The sequence below is a fragment of the Nocardioidaceae bacterium genome, assembly GCA_018672315.1.
Classification (GTDB): domain Bacteria; phylum Actinomycetota; class Actinomycetes; order Propionibacteriales; family Nocardioidaceae; genus TYQ2.
In genome coordinates, this window is the sequence record CP076053.1 from 2,522,965 (window position 1) to 2,541,953 (window position 18,989).

An 18,989-nucleotide genomic window follows, 5' to 3' on the forward strand; every position below is an offset into this window, starting at 1 on the left:
TCAGTAGTGGGTGCGGTCGCCCTTGGCGAGCCATGCGTCGAAGGGAGCGGTCGCGTTGGCGGGGCGCTGCTCGTGCACGACGGTCGGCCAGCTGGCCGTGTCGAGGGTGTCGACGCCGAACAGCTCGTAGAACGCCCGGTCGTCGAAGCCGCCCCGGGCGGCGTCGTCGCGGTCGGCGGCGTACACGACCCGGTCCAGGCGTGCCCAGAGCGCGGAGCTCAGGCACAGCGGGCACGGCTCGCACGAGGTGTAGAGCGTGCAGCCGGCGAGCGAGAAGTCGTCGGTGGTGCGGCACGCCTCCCGGATCGCGACGACCTCCGCGTGGGCGGTGGGGTCGAGGTCGCGGGTGACGCGGTTCTGTCCCAGCGCGACGACCTCCCCGCCGCGGGCGATGACCGCGCCGAACGGGCCCCCGCCGTCCGCGACGTTGCGGATCGCGAGCGACACCGCCTGGTCGAGGAACGAGGCGTCGAGGTCAGGTGCGGCGGAGGTCCCTGCGGAGGGCCCGGTGGACGTCTCGCTGCTGTGCGGGGTCATGGCGTCTCCTGGTCGGGGTCGGCGGTCTGCAGCAGTCGCCAGACCCGGTCGCGGGTCATCGGCAGCTCGTGGGGGCGTACGCCGGTGGCGTCGCGGACGGCGTTGGCGACGGCCGGCGCGACGGGGTTGTACGGCGCCTCGCTCATCGACCGCGCGCCGTGCGGCCCGAGCGGGTCGACGGTGTCGGCGAACAGCACCTCGGTGACGGGCACCTGGCCGATCTGGGGCACGCGGTAGTCACGGATCGCGCGGGTGGTGACGACGCCGTCGACGACGCGCACCTCCTCGGCCAGCGCCGAGCCGAACCCCTGCGCGACCCCGCCCTCGACCTGGCCGCGCAGCTGCTCGGGGTTGAGCACCACCCCGGCGTCGGCCGCGTGCACCGATCGCAGCACGCGCACCTCGCCGGTGGTCGGCTGCACGGCGACGCGGACGCCGTGCACGTTGTACGCCGCCGACCGGGGGTTCCCGTGGTGCTCCCCGTGCCCGACCAGCGGCCGGGTGCCCGGGTCCTCGTCGAGCTGCGCGGCGAGGTCCTCGGCCGCGGCCAGCACGGCGCTGCCGGCGACGACGGAGCCGGTGGAGCCGTACGCCCCCGTGTCGTACGCCGCGGCGTCGGTGTCGCCCGAGACCAGCCGGACGGCCGAGGCGTCGATGCCGTGACGGGCCAGTGCGCCGGAGACGAGCTGGTGGTGCACGGTCGCCGAGCCGTTGCCGAACTCGGCGGACCCGACCCCGACCTGCACGGTCCCGTCCTCGAGCAGGCTGACGGTGGCCTCGCTGTGGTGACCCCGAGGCGGGATGGTCGCGATCATCGCCGCCGCGACCCCCTCGCCGACCAGCCAGCCGTCCCCGGCGGGGACCGGCAGGTCGCGTCCCGGCTCGGCCAGCGCCGCCTCGACCAGGTCGAGGCAGGGCACGAGCCCGTCGCCGGTGATGGCGAGGTCGTTCGTGGGCGGTCCGTTGACGACGAGGTGGTCGCCGGGGCGCACGCAGTTGCGGCGCCGGATCTCGGCCGGGCTGAGCCCGGCCCGGCGGGCCAGCTCGTCGAGACCCGACTCGATGGCCAGGATGACCTGGCCGAGCCCGTACCCCCGGAAGGCGCCCGAGGGCAGGTTGTGGGTGTAGACCGCCTCGGCGTCGACCCGCTTGTTGGCGCAGCGGTAGAGCGCCACCGACTCGTGGCAGCCGTGGAAGAGCACGCCGGGGGCGTGGTTGCCGTACGCCCCGGTGTCGCTGAGCACGTCCAGCGCCATCGCGGTCAGCACTCCGTCGGCGTCGACGCCCATCTCGAGCGAGACCCGGAACGGGTGACGGCCGGGGATCATCGTGAACTGCTGCTCGCGTGTCAGCTCCCACTGCACCGGGTGGGGGGTGCCGCGCTCGACCAGCCGGAGCACGGCCAGCGAGACGAGGTCCTCGACGAGCAGCTCCTGCTTGCCGCCGAAGCCGCCGCCGACACGGCCGGTGTTCACACGGATCTCGTCGCGGCCGAGGCCGTGACCGCGGAACAGCTCCGCCAGCTCGTCGCGTACGAGGAACGGCACCTGGGTGGAGCTGCGGACCACCAGCCGGCCCGTGGCGTCGCCGGGACGTCCGGGCAGGGTCCCCTCGAACCACCCGCGCGCGCCGTGCGTCTCCAGCGCCACGTGGTTCACGCGGGAGGTGCGCCAGGTGCCCGCGACGGTGTGCACGGCTGCGGCGAGCCCGGCGGCGACGTCACCGACCTCGCCGTGGGTGGCCGCCGCGACATTGCGTGCGGCCTCGGCGATGCCGATGTGCTCGTCGGTCTTCTCCCCGTGCACCAGCGGGGCGCCCGCGTCACGGGTCGTCTCGGCGTCGAGGCTGGCGGGCAGCACCTCGTAGTCGACGTCGAGCAGCGCCACGGCCGCCTCGGCGACGGCGACGGACTCGGCCACGACGGCCGCGACGCGCTGGCCGGCGAAGCGCACCACGTCGTCGAGCACCCGCGTGTCGGCGGGGTTGTCGAGGCGGTTGTCGTGCCGCGCGGTCGAAAAGAGCACCTCGGGTGCGTCGCGGTGGGTCAGCACCAGGTGCACGCCGGGCACCGCCTCCGCCGCCGTGGTGTCGATGCCGCGGATGCGCGCGTGGCTGTGGGGGCTCTGCAGCACCGCGAGGTGCAGCAGCCCGGGCGGCGCCGGCTCGTCGAGGGTGAAGGTCGTGCGGCCCGAGACCAGGTCGGGCCCGGCGGGGGCGGGGGAGGAGGTCCCGACGACGCCGGGTCCGGTCTCGACGGTGCGCTCGCCCGCCAGCGCGGCCCGGATCGACCGGTAGCCCGTGCAGCGGCACAGGTTGCCCTTGAAGGTGTGCGCGACGTCGTCGGGCTCGGGGGCGCAGCCGCGTCCGGCGGCGGTGACGACGTACCCGGCGGTGCAGAACCCGCACTGGAAGCCCTGGGCGGCCACGAACGCCTGCTGCTCCGCACTCGGTGCCTCCGGCGTGCCCAGCCCGGCCGCCGTGGTCACCTCGGCGTCGCCCACCCGCGCCGCCGGCACCAGGCACGCGTGCCGCGGTCGGCCGTCCACCAGCACGGTGCAGGCGCCGCAGTCACCGGAGTCGCAGCCCTTCTTCACGCCCGTGCGCCCCTGGTCGCGCAGCCAGGTGCGCAGGCACTGACCGGGCAGCGGCGTGCCCTCGACCTCGGTCCCGTCGACCCTCATGCCGGCCTCCTCACGACAGCTCCTCCACGACCTCGGCGACCAGCCGGGCGGTCACCGCGGCCCGCCAGTCCGGCGCCCCGTGCACGTCGTCGAACCAGCCGGGCCCACCGGGACCGGTGACCGCCTGCTCCAGCGCCGCCGGGTCGGCGGGCTCGCGCACGACCACGGGGCGAGGGGTCGAGGCGGTCACGGTGACGACGGGACCTGCGGACGTGCGTCGCCCGACGACGACCGCGGCGGACCGGCCGGCGTCGGTGAGCGAGGCACGCCGCCACGCGACCGCGGACTCGTCGTCCCAGCCGGGCGGCAGGTCGACGGCGCGCAGCACCTCTCCCGGCGCGAGTGCCGTGCGACCGTCGCCGACGACGAGGTCGAGCACCGGGAGCTCACGCTCCATCCCGTCGGCAGCCCACACCAGCGCCGTGCCGCCGAGGCCGGCGGTCAGCGACGTCATCGCGCCCGCGGGGAGTCCCAGGCAGATGTTGCCCCCGACGGTCGCGACCTCTGCGACCTTCCACGACATCAGCAGGGCGTCGGCGGCCTCGCGGCACACGGCGGGTCCGAGTGCCCGCACCGTCGCCACGGGGCAGGTGGCGGCGAGGCGTACGCCCCCGTCGTCGCGGTGCTCGACCGGCTCCCAGCCGAGCATGGTCAGGTCGACCAGGCCGGTGACGGCGGGCTGGGGCTCGGAGAACAGCCAGGTGCCGCCGCCCAGCAGGGTCTCGCCCGGGGCGAGGGTGAGGTCGTCGCGGGTCCGGGCGGTGCGGAACCGCTCGACGGGGTGCAGGTCCATGTCAGCGTCCCCCCACGTGCTGCTCGGTCTCCTCGGCGCGGGCGTACCGCCGGCTGATTTCGCCGACCCGCTGCTGCGCCTCGGCGCCCAGCCGGGTCAGCACGCCGTCGGCCAGCACCGTCACGAGACTCATCGCGGCGGCGTAGGAGTCGAAGGCGAGCTCGCCCCGCACGGGGCACTCCAGCGCGAGGTCGACCCGGGAGGCGTACGGGCGGGCGGACTCGTCGGCGAGCAGCACCACCGTCGCCCCCGTGGCGACGGTCTCCTCGAGCAGGGCCGCGAAGCCGCGCGGTCGGCGGCTGAAGCCGACGAGCACGACGACGTCGCCGGCGACCAGGTCGGCCAGTTCCTCGCCGAGCACCTGGCCGGGCAGGGGAGCGAGTCGCACGGAGCCGCGTACGTGGGCCAGCTGTTGACGCAGGTGGGCGGCCACGACGTGGCTGGCGCGCCAGCCGATGACCGTGACCCGCTCGGCGCCGGCCAGCGCGGCGACGACCTCGCCGACCAGCGGCTGGGTGACCACGGCGGCGACGGCCGCGGACTCGGTGCGCACGTGGGCTGTCAGGTCCCCGCCGCCGGCGATGCGCCGGGGCTCCCCGACGGCGGCGCGTCGGGCGCGGAGGTCGTCGCGGACCTCCTCGAAGGAGGCGTACCCGAGGCGGCGGAAGAGCCGGCTCATCGTGGCCTTGGAGACGCCGGCGAGGGAGGCCAGCTCGGCGGCGCGGTAGGAGCCGACGTCCTCGAGGTGGTCCAGCAACGCGTCGGCCGCCCGCTCCTCGGTCGGGGACAGGTCGCGGCGGGACACGGCGATCCGGTCGCGCAGGGAGCCGCTCACGCGTGCGCTCCCGGCTGGTCGACGGTGTCGGCGACGGAGTGCGCGGCGGCGGTGAGCACGGCGACCTCGAGGGCCTCGAGGCCGGCGTCGACGTCGACCTCGCGCACGGCCTCGGCGGGGTGGTGGCTGATGCCATCGTGGCAGCGCACGAACAGCATGCCGATGTCGGTCAGTCGCGCCATCGCCATCGCGTCGTGCCCGGCGCGGCTCCACAGCCCCGGCACCTCGGTCTGCCCGGTGGCGACGATCCCGGCGACGACGGCGTCGCGCAGCCACGGCGCGCAGGTGGCGGCGGCGGCGCGGTAGCGCTCGACGGACTCGAGGGCCAGGCCGCGCTCCTCGCACAGCGCCTCGATGCCGGCGACGATCCGGTCCCAGGCGGCGTCGCGCACCTCGTCGGTGCCGGCGCGCAGGTCGAGGCTGAAGTCGGCGCGCCCGGGAACCACGTTCACCGCACCGGGGTGCACCTCGATCCGGCCGACGGTCGCGATGAACCCGCCGTCGTCGTCGGCGCTGGAGGCGCGGGCGAGCTGCTCGATCAGGGTGATGGCGTGGCTCGCCCCCACCAGGGCGTCGCGGCGACGGTCGTACGGGGTGCCGCCCGCGTGCCGCGCCTCCCCGATCACCGACAGGGTGAACCGCCGGGCCCCCGCGATGGTGGTGACGTAGCCGAGCGAGACGTCGTCCCGCTCCAGGTACGGGCCCTGCTCGATGTGCGCCTCGAGGTAGCCGACGACGTCCTCGGGTCGGCGGGCCGCCTCGCCGACCCGCGCGGGGTCGAGGCCGAAGCGCTCGAAGGCCTCGGTGAGCCCGACACCGTCCGCGTCGCGCAGCTGCCACCAGGCCTCGTCCCACAGACCCGCGACGGCGTACGACCCCATCAGCGCGGACCCGAATCGGGTGCCCTCCTCGTCGCTGAAGGCGACCACCTCGATCGCGAAGGGCAGTTCCTTCAGTCGGTCGCGCAGCCGCTCGACGACCGCGACGGCCATGAGCACCCCGAGCGGCCCGTCGTAGGAGCCGGCGTCGATCACCGTGTCGAGGTGCGAGCCCAGCACCAGGGCGGGCAGGCCCGGTTGCCGGCCCTCGACGCGGCCCCACTGGTTGCCGGCCGCGTCGACCCAGGTGTGCATGCCGGCCTCGACCATCCATGTGGCGGTGGCGGTGTTCGCCGCGGCGTGCTGCGGGGTCAGGTGGGTGCGTACGAGCATCACCGGGTCCGCGGAGAACGTGTCGAGCTGCGCGCACCGCGCCAGCACCTCCGCGCCGGTGGTCACGACGCCGCCCCCTGCTCGTCACGGATGGCGTACGCCGCACGCGCCGCCTCGACACCGCCGCCGGGCGCGTCGAGCACGGTGGTCACGCCCTCGCCGCGCAGCACCGCCTCCAGACAGGCCAGCGTGGTGAGCACGGCGTCGGTGCGGGCGTTGTAGCCCATCGTCCCGACGCGCCAGACGCGCCCGGCCAACGGTCCGAACGAGGTGCCGATCTCGATGCCGAACTCCTCGAGCATGCGGCGACGCACGCGCTCCCCGCCCGCGTGGTCCAGGGGTGCCGGCACCTCGACGGCGACGACGTTGGTCATCCTGTGCGCGGTGTCGCCGAAGACGACCAGACCGAGTCCCCGCAGCCCGGCGGTCATGGCCTCGCCGTGCCGGGTGTGCCGGTCGATCCCTGCGTCGAGGCCCTCCTCGAGCAGGATCCGGGCGCACTCGCGGGCGCCGTAGAGCATCGTGGTGGCCTCGGTGTGGTGGTTGAGCCGGCGCGGACCCCAGTAGTCCATGATCTGCGCGAGGTCGAGGTAGTTCGACGCGATGCGTCGGTCGCCCTCGGCGCGCGCGTCGCCGTCCTGGCGCAGCCCGGCCTCCACGTGCTTGCGGCCGGCGACGTGCTCCGCGGCCCGCGGCGACAGCGTGATCGGGGCGCTGCCCGACGGTCCGCCCAGGCATTTCTGCAGTCCGGCGCTGACGACGTCGAGTCCCCAGTCGTCGGTCTCCAGGCGGTTGCCGCCGACGCTGGCGGTCGCGTCGACGTACAGCAGCGCCCCGGCCTCGGCGCAGATGCTGCCGAGGCCCGCGAGGGGCTGGCACATCGTGGTCGAGGTGTCGCCCTGCACCGTGGCGACCAGGCGCGGCTCGACCGATGCGACCGCGTCGCGCAGCAGGTCCTCGGGCACGACCTCGCCCCACGGCACCTCGACCGTGTGCACCTCGGCGCGGCAACGCTCGGCGATCTCGACGAGCAGGTGGCCGAAGCGGCCGAAGACCGGCACGAGCACCCGGTCGCCGGGCTCGAGCAGGCTCACCAGCGCGGCCTCGATGCCGGCGCGTGACGTGCCGTCGACGAGGAACGTGTGCTCGTTGGCGGTGCGGAACACCTGCCGGTAGAGCTCCATGGTCTCGTTCATCGCCGTGGTCATGGCGGGGTCGTACTGCCCGACCAGCTGCGCCGACATCGCCCGCAGCACCCGCGGGTCGGCCGTGATGGGGCCGGGGCCCATCAGCAGCCGCGGCGGGGGGTCGATCGGCTGGATCACGGGGACTCCTCGGGTCGGGTGAGCTGGAGGCCGGTGCGCGGCTCGTCGGACGGCCCGGTCCGGCCCGACGCGATGCGGCGGCCACGGAGCACGGTGTCGGTGACCCGACCGGAGAGCCGACGGCCGTCGTACGCGGAGATCGGGTGGCGGTGCGCGAGCGCGGCGGCGTCGACGGTGGTCGAGGCGGCAGGGTCCAGCACCAGCAGGTCGGCGTCGCCGCCGACGGCGAGTCGTCCCTTGGCGGAGAGGCCGACGAGGTCGGCGGTGGCGGTCGACATCCAGCGGCTGACCGACTCGATCCCGATGCCGCGTCGGGTGGCCTCGTCGGCGACGGCGAGGAACGCCACCTGCAGCCCGGCGATGCCGCCCCAGGCCTGCATGAGGTCCCCGCCGCCGCTGGTCTTCGCTGCGACGTCGGCGGGGGAGTGGTCGGAGACGACCATGTCGATGACCCCGGCGAGCAGCGCGTCCCACAGCGCGTCGCGGTTGCCCTCGTCGCGGATGGGCGGACAGCACTTGTACGCCGCGTCGCCGTCGGGGATGTGCTCGGCGGCGAGGCACAGGTAGTGCGGGCACGTCTCGACCGTCACCGGCAGGCCCTCGGCCCGGGCGTCGGCGAGCAGGTCGAGCGCGCGGGCGCTGGACAGGTGCAGCACGTGCACCCGGCACCCGGTCTCCCGCGCGCCGTCGAGCACCTGCCTGATCGCGGCCAGCTCGGCCTCGTCGGGACGCGAGGCGAGGAAGTCGGCGTACGCGCGGCTCGGTGCCGTCGGGGCGGCCTCGAGCACGGCGGCGTCCTCGGCGTGCACGACCACCAGGCCGTCGAAGGAGCTGACCTCGCGCAGCGCCGCGGTGAAGCCGGCGGGGTCGAGCGGGGGGAACTCCTCGACCCCGGAGGGGCTGAGGAAGCACTTGAACCCCAGCACACCCTCGTCCCACAGGGGTCGCAGGTCGGCGAGGTTGCCCGGCACGGCGCCGCCCCAGAAGCCGACGTCGACGGCCAACTGGCCCGCCGCGGCCTGCTGCTTGGCCCGCAGTCCCGCGACGGTGGTCGTCGGCGGGACCGAGTTCAGCGGCATGTCGACGAGCGTCGTCACGCCACCGAGCGCGGCCGCCCGGGTGGCGGTGGCGAAGCCCTCCCAGTGCGTACGCCCCGGCTCGTTGACGTGGACGTGGCTGTCCACGACGCCCGGCAGCACGACCGCGGAGTCGGGCACGCGGAGCAGGCCGGCCCCGTCCTCCGCGTCGTCCGCGCCCGGCACGATCGAGGTGACGACCCCGTCGGCCCAGCGCAGCGCGGCGGGGCCGAGCACCCCGTCGACGAGCACCTGCTGCGCGACGAGCCCGGTGTGCTCGTCCACGACGCTCCCGTCGGCCACCTCAGCAGAACCCCGTGACGCTGGCCCAGACCGCGGGCCCCTCGACGGTGTCCTCACGGCGCACCGCGGCCTCGATCAGGCCGTACGGACGGTCGGCGGCGTGGAAGACCTCGCCGGGGTTGTCCAGGTCGTACGCCGAGAGGTCGACCAGGAAGTGGTGGTTGTTGGGGCACGACAACCGGATCTCGGTGATCTCCGGGTGTGCCTCGAGCACGGCCCGGCCCATCGCGAAGACCGTCTGCTGCAGCGCCAGCGAGTGCACCTCGGCGAAGCGTGCGAGGAGCAGGTCGCGCACCTCGGCGTACGTCGCGTCGTAGTCCGCGGGCTCCCGGCCCGGCGTGTAGCGCCACCAGGCCGTGACGTCGGTGGCGAGGACGCGGTCGTCGGTCTCGGCGAGGCTGGTGTAGCGGTCGCGGGGGAACCCGCTGAACTCCGACCCGGTCGACTTCAGCACCGTCAGGTCGGCGACGCCGGCCAGCACGTGCACCGCATCCCCGTCGCGGTGCACCAGCGCGGTGCGGGTCTCCCGACCCCCCCGCACGAACGCGTGGTCGTGAGGTGCCGCGTCGTCGCCGGAGCCGGTCACGATGCGGTCCCAGGTGTACTGCTCGGCGCTCCACCGCCCCCCGGTGACGTGGTCGAAGGTGCCGACGAAGTGGTCGGCCAGCGTGAGCAGGAACTGCTCGGGAGTGCTGACGCCGTGCTGCCGGGCGAAGGCGAAGACCGTGTTCTTCTGGGTGTCGGTGGCGATGACGCCGGAGTTGTCGCCGTCGGTGTGGGCGGCGGCGAAGTCGCCTCGCAGGAGGCTCGTGACCGACAGGTCGTGGAGCACGTGGTGCCGGGGCTCGCCCGGACGCTGCGGGTAGCCCTCGCGGTCGACGCGGACGAGCCGCACCTCGGCCTTGCCGAACTGGTTGTCGCCGAGCACGATGCCGCTGCGTGGTGGGGAGTCGCTCATCTCAGCTCCCCCGGTAGGTGGAGTAGCCGAACGGGGAGAGCAGCAGCGGCACGTGGTGGTGCGGTCGGTCGGCGGCCAGCGCCACGGCGACGTCGACGTACGGGTAGAAGGTCGAGGCCTCCCGCGAGGCCGACCACGCGCCGGTCGCGAAGCGCAGGACGACCGTGCCGGTGTGGTCGCCGTCGAAGCGGGCGCGTCCGTCGTCGTCGGTGACGGCGTCTGCGACCACGGAGCCGGCGTCGTCGCGCAGCGTGACCGTCATGCCCGCGGCCGGGGTGCCTGTCGCGGTGTCGAGCACGTGGGTGGACAGGGTGCTCATGCGCGCACCTCGGCCCGGTCATCCGTGGACCGCGCCTCGCCGGTCCCGCCTGCCCCGTCGCCGTCGTCGAGCAGGGCGGCGAGACGCAGCAGCGCGATCTGGGCGAGCTGCCCGACCGCGACCGCGACCTCGGTGGCGTCGTCGTGCTGCAACCGCTGCTCGAGCAGGGCCAGCATCTCCTCGGCGTCGCGCCCGGCGGCGCGGACGAGGTAGATGCGCCCGAAGCGTTCCTCGTAGCGGGCGTTGCCCTCGGCCAGGCGGACCCGCACGTCCGCGTCGTCGCCGACGCCTGCCTGCTCACGCGCGCTCGCGTCGGCGGAGGCGCCGTCGCCGGCATGCCGCTCGCCGATGCGGGGGTGGTCGGCGAGCGCGGCGTCGAGGTCGCGCTCGGTCCACGTCGTCGCCAGCTGGGCCGCGTGGGTCAGCAGGACGTCGCGGTCGGCGTACGGCCGGTCCTGCACCAGCCGGTCGACCCAGCGGTCGACGTCGGCGCACGACCGGAAGGCCGCGTCCGCCTCCGCCGACGGGCAGGTGTTGAGCTGCTGCAGCTGCACGGTGGTCCCGTCCTCCTCGCACGACGCCGGGTCTCGCCCGGCGCGGGTCCGGGGGGCCGGACCTCGTGCGGTGAACGTAGGGCGCGTTCGTTTCAGCGCGAGGAACGCGCGTTTCTGGCCGGTTACGGCCTGCGGTCGTCCACGGACGCCCGGCTCGCGGTGGCGTCGTCGGACGCGGCGAACCGCAGCAGCGCGCGATCGCGCCCCGGTGCCGCGACCAGGCAGACCCCCGCGGGCAGGCCGTCGCGGGTCGTGGTCGGCACGCTCCGCGCGGGCGCGCCGACGAGTCCGGCCAGACAGGTCAGACGCATGGTCGCCTCGCGTGCGGCACCCGCCCCGGTCGGGGTCGGCGCGACCGACGCGGCGGAGGGGAGGACCAGCACCCGGTCGCCGATCAGGTCCATGATGCGGTCGCGTGCGGTCTGCACCACCTCGTACGCGGCGGTCGCCGACGCCTCGTCGACGCCGCGGGCGGTCTCGAACCGGCCGCGGACGTCCGGGCCGAGGGTGTCGAGCCGTCCCTCGAGCCGGGCGCCGTGGGCCTGCCACGCCTCGTACGCTTGCCAGGTGCGGAACGCGTCGAGCCACGCCGGCAGCTGCGCGGCGCCCGCCCAGGTCTCGGGGTGCACGTCGCGGTCGCGTGCCCAGGCGAGGACGGCGTCGGCGACGTCGGGTTCGGCCAGTGCCGTCAGGTCGCCGAGGAGCACGAGGTCGCCCTGCTCGATCGGCGCGGCCTCGGCTCCGGCGGTCGGCGGCGGCAGCAGCACGTCGCCGACAGAGCGCAGCAGGGCCGCCGACCGGGTCAGCCAACCGACCGTGTCGAAGCTCGGGGCGAGGGGCAGCAGGCCGCTGCGGTCCACCCTGCCGTGGCTGGTGCGCAGGCCGTGGAGGCCCTGGTAGGCGGCGGGGACGCGGACCGAGCCGCCGGTGTCGGTGCCGAGCCCGATCGTGGCGTGGCCGAGGGACACGGCGCTCGCCGAGCCCGAGGAGGAGCCGCCGGGCACGCGTCCGGGGGCACGCGGGTTGGGCGGGGTGCCGTGGTGGTGGTTGCTGCCGGCGAGGGAGTACGCCAGCTCGTCGGTGCGCGCGATGCCGCGCACGTCGGCGCCGGCGGCCAGCAGGCGTGCGACCGCGCCGGCGTGCGCGGTCTCGGGGGCGGCCTCGGCGAGCCAGGTCGAGTTGCCGGCACCGACGGGGTGACCGGCGACGGCGTACAGGTCCTTCACCGCGACCGTCTCCCCGTGCAGCGGACCGGCCCCGGAGCCGGCGACGAGGGGGTCGCCGACGACCCGCCAGACGCGGGTGTCGAGGGCGGGCGCGGGCACCGCGACGTGCGCGGCGGTGACCTGCCAGCCGTCCGGGCCGCGCTGCCAGAGCTGGGTCTGCTGGCCGCGCCCCCACGGAGCGGCTCGGTGACGGCCACGACCAGCGCGTGGTCGTCGTCGACGACCTGCACGTGGGTGGCCGCGATGCGCCGCGGGGGCGCGCCTCCGCGGCTCGCGCGGAAGGCGCTGATCGCGTCGTGCCCGACGAGCAGCCCGTCGGCGTCGCCGCGCAGGGTCGAGCCGCCCGCGGCGAAGAGGCGGTCCAGCTCAGCGGTGTCGTTGCTCATCAGCGCGGCCTCGTACGCGGCGAAGGCGGCCATGAGACCTTCGGGCAGGTCGCCGGGCTGGCCGCTGCTCACACTCATCACGGGGCTCACCAGGCGCTCGGCAGGTGGGCGAAGTCGGCCTTGCGGATGCGTGCGTGCACGCCCTTGACGACGTCGACCACCTGGGAGATGTCGAAGTCGGTCGCGGCGGAGAGGTAGGCGTACGCCATTGCCGGGTGCATCCCGTGCCGCGCGACGAGCAGTGAGACCGCCGCGCGGACGCACTGCTGCACGGCGACGTCGAGGTCCTCGTCGAGGCCGGTCGGCACGAGGTGCTCGCGGGTCTCGGCCAGGGGACCGACCAGTTCGCCGAACCGAGCCACGGCCTCCTCGCGAGGCACGACGTCGAGGTGCACGTCGACCCGCAGCGACGCCTCCACCGCGGTGAGCGCGACCTCGCCGTCGCCCTGCGCGAAGTGCGGGTCACCGACGTAGAACAAGGCGTCGGGCACGAGCACCGGGAGATAGAGCGTCGCGCCCGTCGTCAGCAGGCGGATGTCGAGGTTGCCGCCGTGCGGCCCGGGCGGGGTGGAGTGAGGGCGCACGGCACCCGGCACGGCCACGCCGAGGATGCCGGGGAACGGGGCGGCGGGGAAGCGTACGACGGGGTCGTCGGGCCCGACGGGTCCGGGCTGCAGACCCATGCTGATGGTCTGCCCGTCGTCGTCGTTGAGGGCGGCGAAGGCGCTGAAGAGAGGCAGGCCGTCGGCGGGGAACTCCCCGGGCAGCGCGCCCTTGGTGTGGCGGTTGGAGACCACGCCGTACGGCACCCGCGGCCGCGTGTCGGTGAGGGTGACGGCCAGCAGGTCGCCGGGTCGGGCCCCGGTGACGGCGACCGGACGCGAGACCACGTGCGGGCCGTCGGCCGCCTGGGTGTGCGGGTGGTCGGACGCGGCGAGCGCGACGGCGTCGTCGAGCACCGGCACGTCGTAGGGGGCGAAGAAGGCCCGTGGGTCGCGTCCTTGGTCCTCGAGGATGCCCTCGTGGCTGAGCGTGTCGATGCTCAGGTCGGTGCCCGGGTCGACACGCAGCACCGGGTCGTCGGCGGCGCAGGGGAGGCGTCCCCAGAGCACCTCGTCGGGGGTGCTCGGCAGGTACGTGCCGGACACGGGTCCGGTGCCCGTCTCGAGGGTCGGGAGCGTCATGCCGGGAGGCTAGGGCCGTCGTGTGACGACGGTGTGTCGGCGACCCGCTACCGATCCAGCGGTTGGGTGGCGCGCACCCAGGCCGGGTCGAGGGGGGCGTACACGTGGGGAAACGCCTCGCCACCCGGCACGGGCTCCCAGCGCACCTCGGCCCCGTCGCGCGCGAGATCGTCGGGGTCGAGGTGCAGCAGCACCAGCGGCTCGTCGACGTCGGCGTAGAAGCGCTCGAGGACCCCGTCGACCTGGTCGGGCTCGGCGCAGTGCACGAAGCCGACCTCGGCGTACGTCGCGCCGCGCGTCGACCAGGGGTAGGTGCCGGTGCGCTGGGCCTCCGCCCAGTCCGAGGCGTACGCGACGTGCAGCAGGGGCGGGCGCTCAGACATCGCTCGTCAGTCTGCTCGACACCTCGGCCGCCGTCGCGCGGCCCGACCTCACGGCGCCCTCCATGTAGCCGGTCCACTCCGTCGCGTACTCCGACCCCGCCCAGTGGATCCGCCCGACCGGCTCGCGGAGCACCGGCCCGTAGCCCGTCCACGTGCCCGGCGTGAAGTGCGCGCCGTAGCAGCCACGCGTGAACTCCTCCGCGCCCCAGTCACGCTGGACGTACGCCACCGGGTTTGCGGCCCGCGGGCCGACGAAGCGGGCGAAGGCGTCCAGCACGCTCTGCCGTCGTGCGCCGGCCGGCAGGCGCTGCCAGATGCGGGCGTCGGTCGCCTCGATGAACCCCATCAGCACGCCGGGGGATCCGGGCGCGGGCCGACCGTCCGGTCCGTCCGGCGGGGAGACGTCGAAGGTGACCTTGACCGGTCCGCGGTCGCTGACTGCCTGGCCGTTGAGTCCGTCGTCGCGCCAGAACGGTGTCTCGTACGCCGCGAAGCACTTCGCCACCGCACCGGCCGGCGTGCGCTGGGTCAGCTGGTCGCGTGCTGCCGGCAGCGGAGGATCGACGACGAGCCGGGAGGACAGCACCAGGGGCATCGCGACGACCACCCTCCCGGCGGTCAGCGTCGCCCCGCCCCGCGTCGTGACCCGCACACCGATGTCGTCGTGCGCGATCGAGGCGACCGGGGTGGAGAGGCGTACGTCGAGCCCCTGCGCCAACCCGTGCGAGACCCGGTCGGACCCGCCGACGACCCGCGCCTCCTGCGCCCCCCGCTCGACCGAGAGCAGCGTCTCGAGGTCGGCGTTGGCGCGGGTGTACATCAACGCGTGCAGCAGCGAGAAGTCGCTCGCGTCGGCGGAGTAGATCGCCTCTGCCGCCACCCGGAAGTAGGTGCGTCCGGTCTCGGTCAGCAGGTTGCGGCGGATCCACGACTCCCACGTCTGCCCGTCGAGCACCGTCGCGTCGGGGTGCTCCCACGGCCGTGTCGCGTCGACGGTGCGCGCCAGCCGCTCGAAGCGCAGCAGCCCCTGGGCGAGGTCGGCGAGCACGAACGGGTTGAGCGGCGGCACGGCCCCCCGACGTGGCGACATCCGCTTCTGCTTCCCGCCGAGCTCGACGAGCAGGTCGCCGGTGTTGTGCGTCGGGAACGTCTCGAGGCCGAGCTCCTCGACCAGGGCGTACATCGCGGTGTGGCCGTGCCCGAGCCAGGTGCCACCGACCTCGACCGGTGCGCCGGCGAGGTCGAGTGTCTGCGTGCGCCCGCCGACGCGGTCGCGGGCCTCGAGCACGACCACCGACCGTCCGGCGGCGACGAGTGCCCGGGCTGCGCTGAGGCCCGCGAGGCCCGCTCCCACCACGATGACGTCGGCGTCCACGCTCATCGGCCGACCCTCGCACACATCGCTGTCCGATGAACGTGCACAACTGCGGTCGCGACGGCGAGGAGCTGCTCGCGGTGAGGTTGTGCCCGTTCGTCGGAGAGGTCCTCTAGCCTCCGCAGATGCGCAAGTTCGTGCTCATCGCCGTCGGCCTGCTCGTGGTGGTCCTGGTGGGGGGCTACTGGTACGCCCGCCCGCTGCTGCTCACCGGCACCGGGTACGCCGCGCACAACGCCTGCGCGCTGCAGTTCCTCGCCGACCGGGACGACCCGGAGCGCGACCTGCCCGACAACCCGCTGATCCCGGTGCTGCGCACCAGCGTCGACGAGACCGGCGCGACCGCCAGCGTCCTCGGGGTTCTCGCGGGTCAGCGTGCGACCTACACCGACGGGCTCGGCTGCACCCTCGGTGAGGAGGACGAGCTCGACCTGCCTGCCGCCGCGGAGGTCGTGGAGGGCAACCCGTTCCGCACCGCGACGGCGAGCGTGCCGTCCGACGAGGTCGACGTGGCGCTCGGTCGCGCGTTCGGCGACGACCTCTCCGACGCGGCGGCGCAGGAACTCGGCACCCGCGCGGTGCTGGTGCTGCAGGGCGGCGAGCTGGTCGCCGAGCGCTACGGCGACGGGTACGACGAGAGCACCCCGCAACTCGGCTGGTCGCTGACGAAGAGCCTCACCAACCTGCTGACCGGTCGCCTGGTGCTCGCCGATCAGGTGCGCGAGGACTCCGCCGGCCTCAGCGACTCCTGGACCGGAGGGGACCGCCGCGCCGACATCACGATCCGCCAGCTCGAGCAGATGACCTCGGGGCTGCGGTGGGACGAGACGTACAGCCTCGGCACCCCGATCACCCGCATGCTCTACCTCGAGGACGACATGGCCGACTACGTGTCCCGGCAGGGCGACGAGTTCGCGCCGGGCACCCACCTGGAGTACTCCTCGGGCAGCACCACCTTCCTGTGCCGTGCCCTGGCCGACGCGACCGGCCGGACCGGCTCCGCGGCCGCCACGCTGATGACTGAGGAGCTCTTCGCGCCGCTGGGCACCGCCTCGATGCTCGTCGAGCCCGACGGGGCCGGCACCCCGGTGTGCTCCTCCTACGGCTGGGGTGTCCCGCGGGACTGGATCGCCTTCGGTCAGCTCGCTCTCGACGACGGGGTCTGGCAGGGCACCCGGCTGCTGCCCGAGGGCTGGGTCGAGTCGTCCACCACCGCCGTGGAGCTGGCGGACCCGGCCGAGAACGAGGACCCCGGGTACGCCGCCGGCTGGTGGGCCAACGAGCGTCCCGACGGCACGCTGGTGCACGAGGAGCTGCCGGTCGACACGTTCTTCGGGCTCGGTCACGACGGCCAGTGGCTGGTCGTCGTCCCCAGCGAGGAGCTCGTGGTGCTGCGCATGGGCTTCAGCCCGACGCCGGGCGACGAGGGTGTGCCGCGGCTGACCGCGGACCTGATCGAGGCGTACGCCGCCGACTGAGGCGCCTCCCTCAGCCGAGCAGGCGGACCTCGACGCTGGGCATGTGCTTGTCCCACCAGTGGTCGTAGCGGGCGTACGGAGCGGGCTCGCGCTCGGCGAGCAGGGGCAGCAGAGCGGTCGCCTCGGCCTCGAGCCCGTCCCAGTCGGCGGTGGCGATCGGGATGAGGGCGTGGGCCTCGATCCGGTGTCGGTCACCGTGAGGGGTGACGCGCCAGACGCCGGCGACGGAGCCGTCGACGAGGAGCGAGGGCAGCACGTCGCCGTTGCGGCGCACGACGGCGGCCTTGATCGCGGGCGGCAGGGTGCGCGAGCGATCGGCGCTGCCCAGCAACGCGTCGTCCCACATGCCCAGCAACCGCGGGGGAGCCGGCGTCCCCGGGTCGGGTCGCCGGGCGAGCGCGGTGTCGGCCAGGTCGAGGAAGCGACCGCGTACGCCCTCGACGGCGACCTCGGTCAGCTCGTCGCCGAGCCGGGCGACGGCTGCGGTGACCGGCGCGCGGCGCATCACGGTGAACTGCGCGATGTCAGCGACCGTGGCCGGGCCGAAGGCGGCGAGGTAGCGGCGTACGAGCTGCTCCTCGGCCCGGTGCTGCCCGTCGAGGTCGTCGGCGTCGACCATCGGGTGGCCGGTCGCGCGGAAGGCGGGCTTCTGCCCGAAGCTCCACGGCCCGCCGGTCGGGGTGTGTGCCACGGGCAGCAGGTACCGCATCGCCCACCACACGCTGGGGGTCGGGTGCTGCCCGAAGCGGGACTGGGTCCAGGCGTCCATCTGCTCGTTCGTGCGGGGTTCGTGCAGCTCGGCGAGGAACTCCGGGGCAGCGGCCAGGGCCTCGTCGCGGGCGACGCCGCCGTCGGCGAAGCGCGCGTCGCCGAGGCGGTCGCGCAGCAGCGGCCGCATGGCGGTGGTGAGGGTGGGCAGGTCCTCAGCGGTGACCGTCTGCAGCGTCAGCCGCATCAGGGAGGCCTTGACCAGACGACCGTCCGCGTACGCCACGTCCAGCTCCGGCCACACCCCCGGCCGCCCCCCCGCCGAGAGGTCACTTCTCGCGAGCCTGTTCCACAGTGCCAGGTACGCCGACGGCGCCGATTGCGACTGCACCGCCAGCAACGAGCGCACCGCAGGGACGACGTCGAGGTCGCTGCGCTCGAGCAGCAGTTGACGTGCGAGCAGGGCACGGTTCCAGCCGCGCGCGGTCAACGTCTCCGAAGGCACGGGCTCAGCAGATCACGCGGCGCCGACAACCGTCGGCGGTGCGCCCTGGCGCGGGTGTCTAGGGTCGCGTGCGTGACCCCGGACGCGCAGACGATCGGCCTGACGATCCTCGACATCGTCGGTGTCTTCACGTTCGCTTTGGCCGGTGGGCTGGCAGGCGTACGCAAGGGCTTCGACATCTTCGGCGTCCTCGTGCTCGCCGGCGCGTGCGGGCTCGGCGGGGGCGTGCTGCGCGACCTGCTCATCGGGGCGGTCCCGCCGGTCGGCATCAGCGACTGGACGCTGATCCTCTCGGCGCTGCTGGCCGGCATGGTGGCGTTCCTGCTGCCCGGCGGCGTGGAGCGGAGCCGTCGGCCGCTGCTCGTCGTGGACGCGTTCGGGCTGGGGTCGTTCGCGATCGCCGGCACGCTGAAGGGACTGCAGTTCGGCGTGCCGGTGCACACGGCGATCATCGTCGGCACGCTGACCGGGGTGGGTGGCGGACTCATCCGCGACCTGCTCACCGACCAGGTGCCTGCGCTGCTGGCCGACCGCGACCTCTACGCCGTGCCCGCGCTGGTCGGCAGCGCCACCTTCGCGACGCTGTACTCCCTGGATGTGCAAGGGCCCGTCGTCGCGATCGGGGCGGCGATCCTCATCACCGGCTTCCGGCTCATCGCGCTGCGGCGCCGCTGGCAGATCCCGGTGTCCCGCGGCTGAGAAGCGGGCACCGTCTGATCATGCGTCGTCGTCTCGCCGTGCCGGTCGCCTGCCTGGCGCTCGCCCTCACCGGATGCGGCGGCGAGCAGACGCCCGGGGTGAACGGTGCGCCGGAGGACGCCTCGCCGTCGCAGGGCCAGGCGTACCCGGAGGTCCGATCGATTGAGCTGACCCCGGCCGGGCAGGGCACCTACGACGTCGCGGTGACCATCAGCTCGCCGTACGACAGCCCCGAGCGGTACGCGGACGGCTGGCGGGTGATGGACCAGGACGGTGAGGTCCTCGGCGTCCACGAGCTCACCCACGACCACGCCGACGAGCAGCCCTTCACCCGCACGCAGTACGCCCTGGAGATCCCCGCCGACGTCGACGAGGTGACCGTCGAGGGTCGCGACCTCCGGAACGGTTTCGGGGGCGGGACCCGCACGGTCGACGTGCCCGACTGACCCGGCC

General features: G+C 74.6%; 17 protein-coding genes and 1 pseudogene. 3 read left to right on the top strand and 15 right to left on the bottom strand.

The features are described from left to right. From KLP28_12225 to KLP28_12290, 14 genes and pseudogenes are all read right to left on the bottom strand, one after another. Window positions 1-537: a nucleoside deaminase gene (locus KLP28_12225; protein ID QWC84339.1), complete on the bottom strand. Its 537-nt coding sequence runs from the start codon at window positions 535-537 to the stop codon at window positions 1-3. Continuing rightward, window positions 534-3,218, bottom strand: a complete 2,685-nt coding sequence (locus tag KLP28_12230; GenBank protein QWC84340.1) for a molybdopterin-dependent oxidoreductase — start codon at window positions 3,216-3,218, stop codon at window positions 534-536. The genes KLP28_12225 and KLP28_12230 overlap by 4 nt, the downstream gene beginning before the upstream one ends. Window positions 3,219-3,228: 10 nt before the next feature. Further along, a complete protein-coding gene (locus KLP28_12235) occupies window positions 3,229-4,011 on the bottom strand; it encodes an FAD binding domain-containing protein (protein ID QWC84341.1) in 783 nt (260 codons plus the stop codon). 1 nt (window position 4,012) lies between these two features. After that, window positions 4,013-4,846, bottom strand: a complete 834-nt coding sequence (locus tag KLP28_12240) for a MurR/RpiR family transcriptional regulator (GenBank protein QWC84342.1) — start codon at window positions 4,844-4,846, stop codon at window positions 4,013-4,015. Then, a complete protein-coding gene (locus KLP28_12245) occupies window positions 4,843-6,123 on the bottom strand; it encodes an allantoate amidohydrolase (GenBank protein ID QWC84343.1) in 1,281 nt (426 codons plus the stop codon). Before KLP28_12245 ends, KLP28_12240 begins: the two co-directional genes overlap by 4 nt. Continuing rightward, the gene (locus KLP28_12250; protein ID QWC86964.1) at window positions 6,120-7,346 is read right to left on the bottom strand and encodes an alanine--glyoxylate aminotransferase family protein; all 1,227 of its coding nucleotides are present in this window, start codon (window positions 7,344-7,346) and stop codon (window positions 6,120-6,122) included. Before KLP28_12250 ends, KLP28_12245 begins: the two co-directional genes overlap by 4 nt. A 32-nt stretch (window positions 7,347-7,378) precedes the next feature. Next, on the bottom strand, window positions 7,379-8,710 hold the full coding sequence (allB, locus tag KLP28_12255; GenBank protein ID QWC86965.1) for an allantoinase AllB: 1,332 nt from the start codon (window positions 8,708-8,710) through the stop codon (window positions 7,379-7,381). Window positions 8,711-8,762: 52 nt separating this feature from the next. Further along, on the bottom strand, window positions 8,763-9,719 hold the full coding sequence (pucL, locus tag KLP28_12260; protein QWC84344.1) for a urate oxidase: 957 nt from the start codon (window positions 9,717-9,719) through the stop codon (window positions 8,763-8,765). A gap of 1 nt (window position 9,720) precedes the next feature. Continuing rightward, window positions 9,721-10,038 (bottom strand): hydroxyisourate hydrolase, encoded by a 318-nt coding sequence (gene uraH, locus KLP28_12265; GenBank protein QWC84345.1) that lies wholly within the window; start codon window positions 10,036-10,038, stop codon window positions 9,721-9,723. Next, on the bottom strand, window positions 10,035-10,592 hold the full coding sequence (gene uraD / locus KLP28_12270; GenBank protein ID QWC84346.1) for a 2-oxo-4-hydroxy-4-carboxy-5-ureidoimidazoline decarboxylase: 558 nt from the start codon (window positions 10,590-10,592) through the stop codon (window positions 10,035-10,037). Before uraD ends, uraH begins: the two co-directional genes overlap by 4 nt. A 122-nt stretch (window positions 10,593-10,714) precedes the next feature. Continuing rightward, a pseudogene (locus KLP28_12275) lies at window positions 10,715-12,282 on the bottom strand (DUF3225 domain-containing protein). Between the two features lie 8 nt (window positions 12,283-12,290). Further along, complete coding sequence (locus tag KLP28_12280) at window positions 12,291-13,388, bottom strand: acetamidase/formamidase family protein (GenBank protein ID QWC84347.1); 1,098 nt, start codon at window positions 13,386-13,388, stop codon at window positions 12,291-12,293. Window positions 13,389-13,435: 47 nt separating this feature from the next. Further along, window positions 13,436-13,771, bottom strand: a complete 336-nt coding sequence (locus tag KLP28_12285) for a DUF952 domain-containing protein (protein ID QWC84348.1) — start codon at window positions 13,769-13,771, stop codon at window positions 13,436-13,438. Next, entirely contained in the window at window positions 13,764-15,152 is a 1,389-nt protein-coding gene (locus KLP28_12290) for a flavin monoamine oxidase family protein (GenBank protein ID QWC84349.1), read from the bottom strand. Before KLP28_12290 ends, KLP28_12285 begins: the two co-directional genes overlap by 8 nt. A gap of 119 nt (window positions 15,153-15,271) precedes the next feature. On the opposite strand from KLP28_12290, the gene KLP28_12295 reads away from it, so the two are divergent. Further along, window positions 15,272-16,624 (top strand): beta-lactamase family protein, encoded by a 1,353-nt coding sequence (locus KLP28_12295; protein QWC84350.1) that lies wholly within the window; start codon window positions 15,272-15,274, stop codon window positions 16,622-16,624. A 10-nt stretch (window positions 16,625-16,634) separates the two neighbouring features. On the opposite strand, the gene KLP28_12300 is transcribed toward KLP28_12295, so the two are convergent. Then, window positions 16,635-17,837 carry a winged helix DNA-binding domain-containing protein gene (locus KLP28_12300; GenBank protein ID QWC84351.1) on the bottom strand — a complete coding sequence of 401 codons (1,203 nt, stop codon included), beginning with the start codon at window positions 17,835-17,837 and terminating at the stop codon, window positions 16,635-16,637. Window positions 17,838-17,909: 72 nt separating this feature from the next. Here KLP28_12300 and KLP28_12305 point away from each other — a divergent pair, with 72 nt between their 5' ends. Then, entirely contained in the window at window positions 17,910-18,536 is a 627-nt protein-coding gene (locus KLP28_12305) for a TRIC cation channel family protein (GenBank protein QWC84352.1), read from the top strand. 20 nt (window positions 18,537-18,556) lie between these two features. After that, window positions 18,557-18,982 carry a hypothetical protein gene (locus KLP28_12310; GenBank protein ID QWC84353.1) on the top strand — a complete coding sequence of 142 codons (426 nt, stop codon included), beginning with the start codon at window positions 18,557-18,559 and terminating at the stop codon, window positions 18,980-18,982. The last annotated feature ends 7 nt before the right edge of the window (window positions 18,983-18,989 follow it).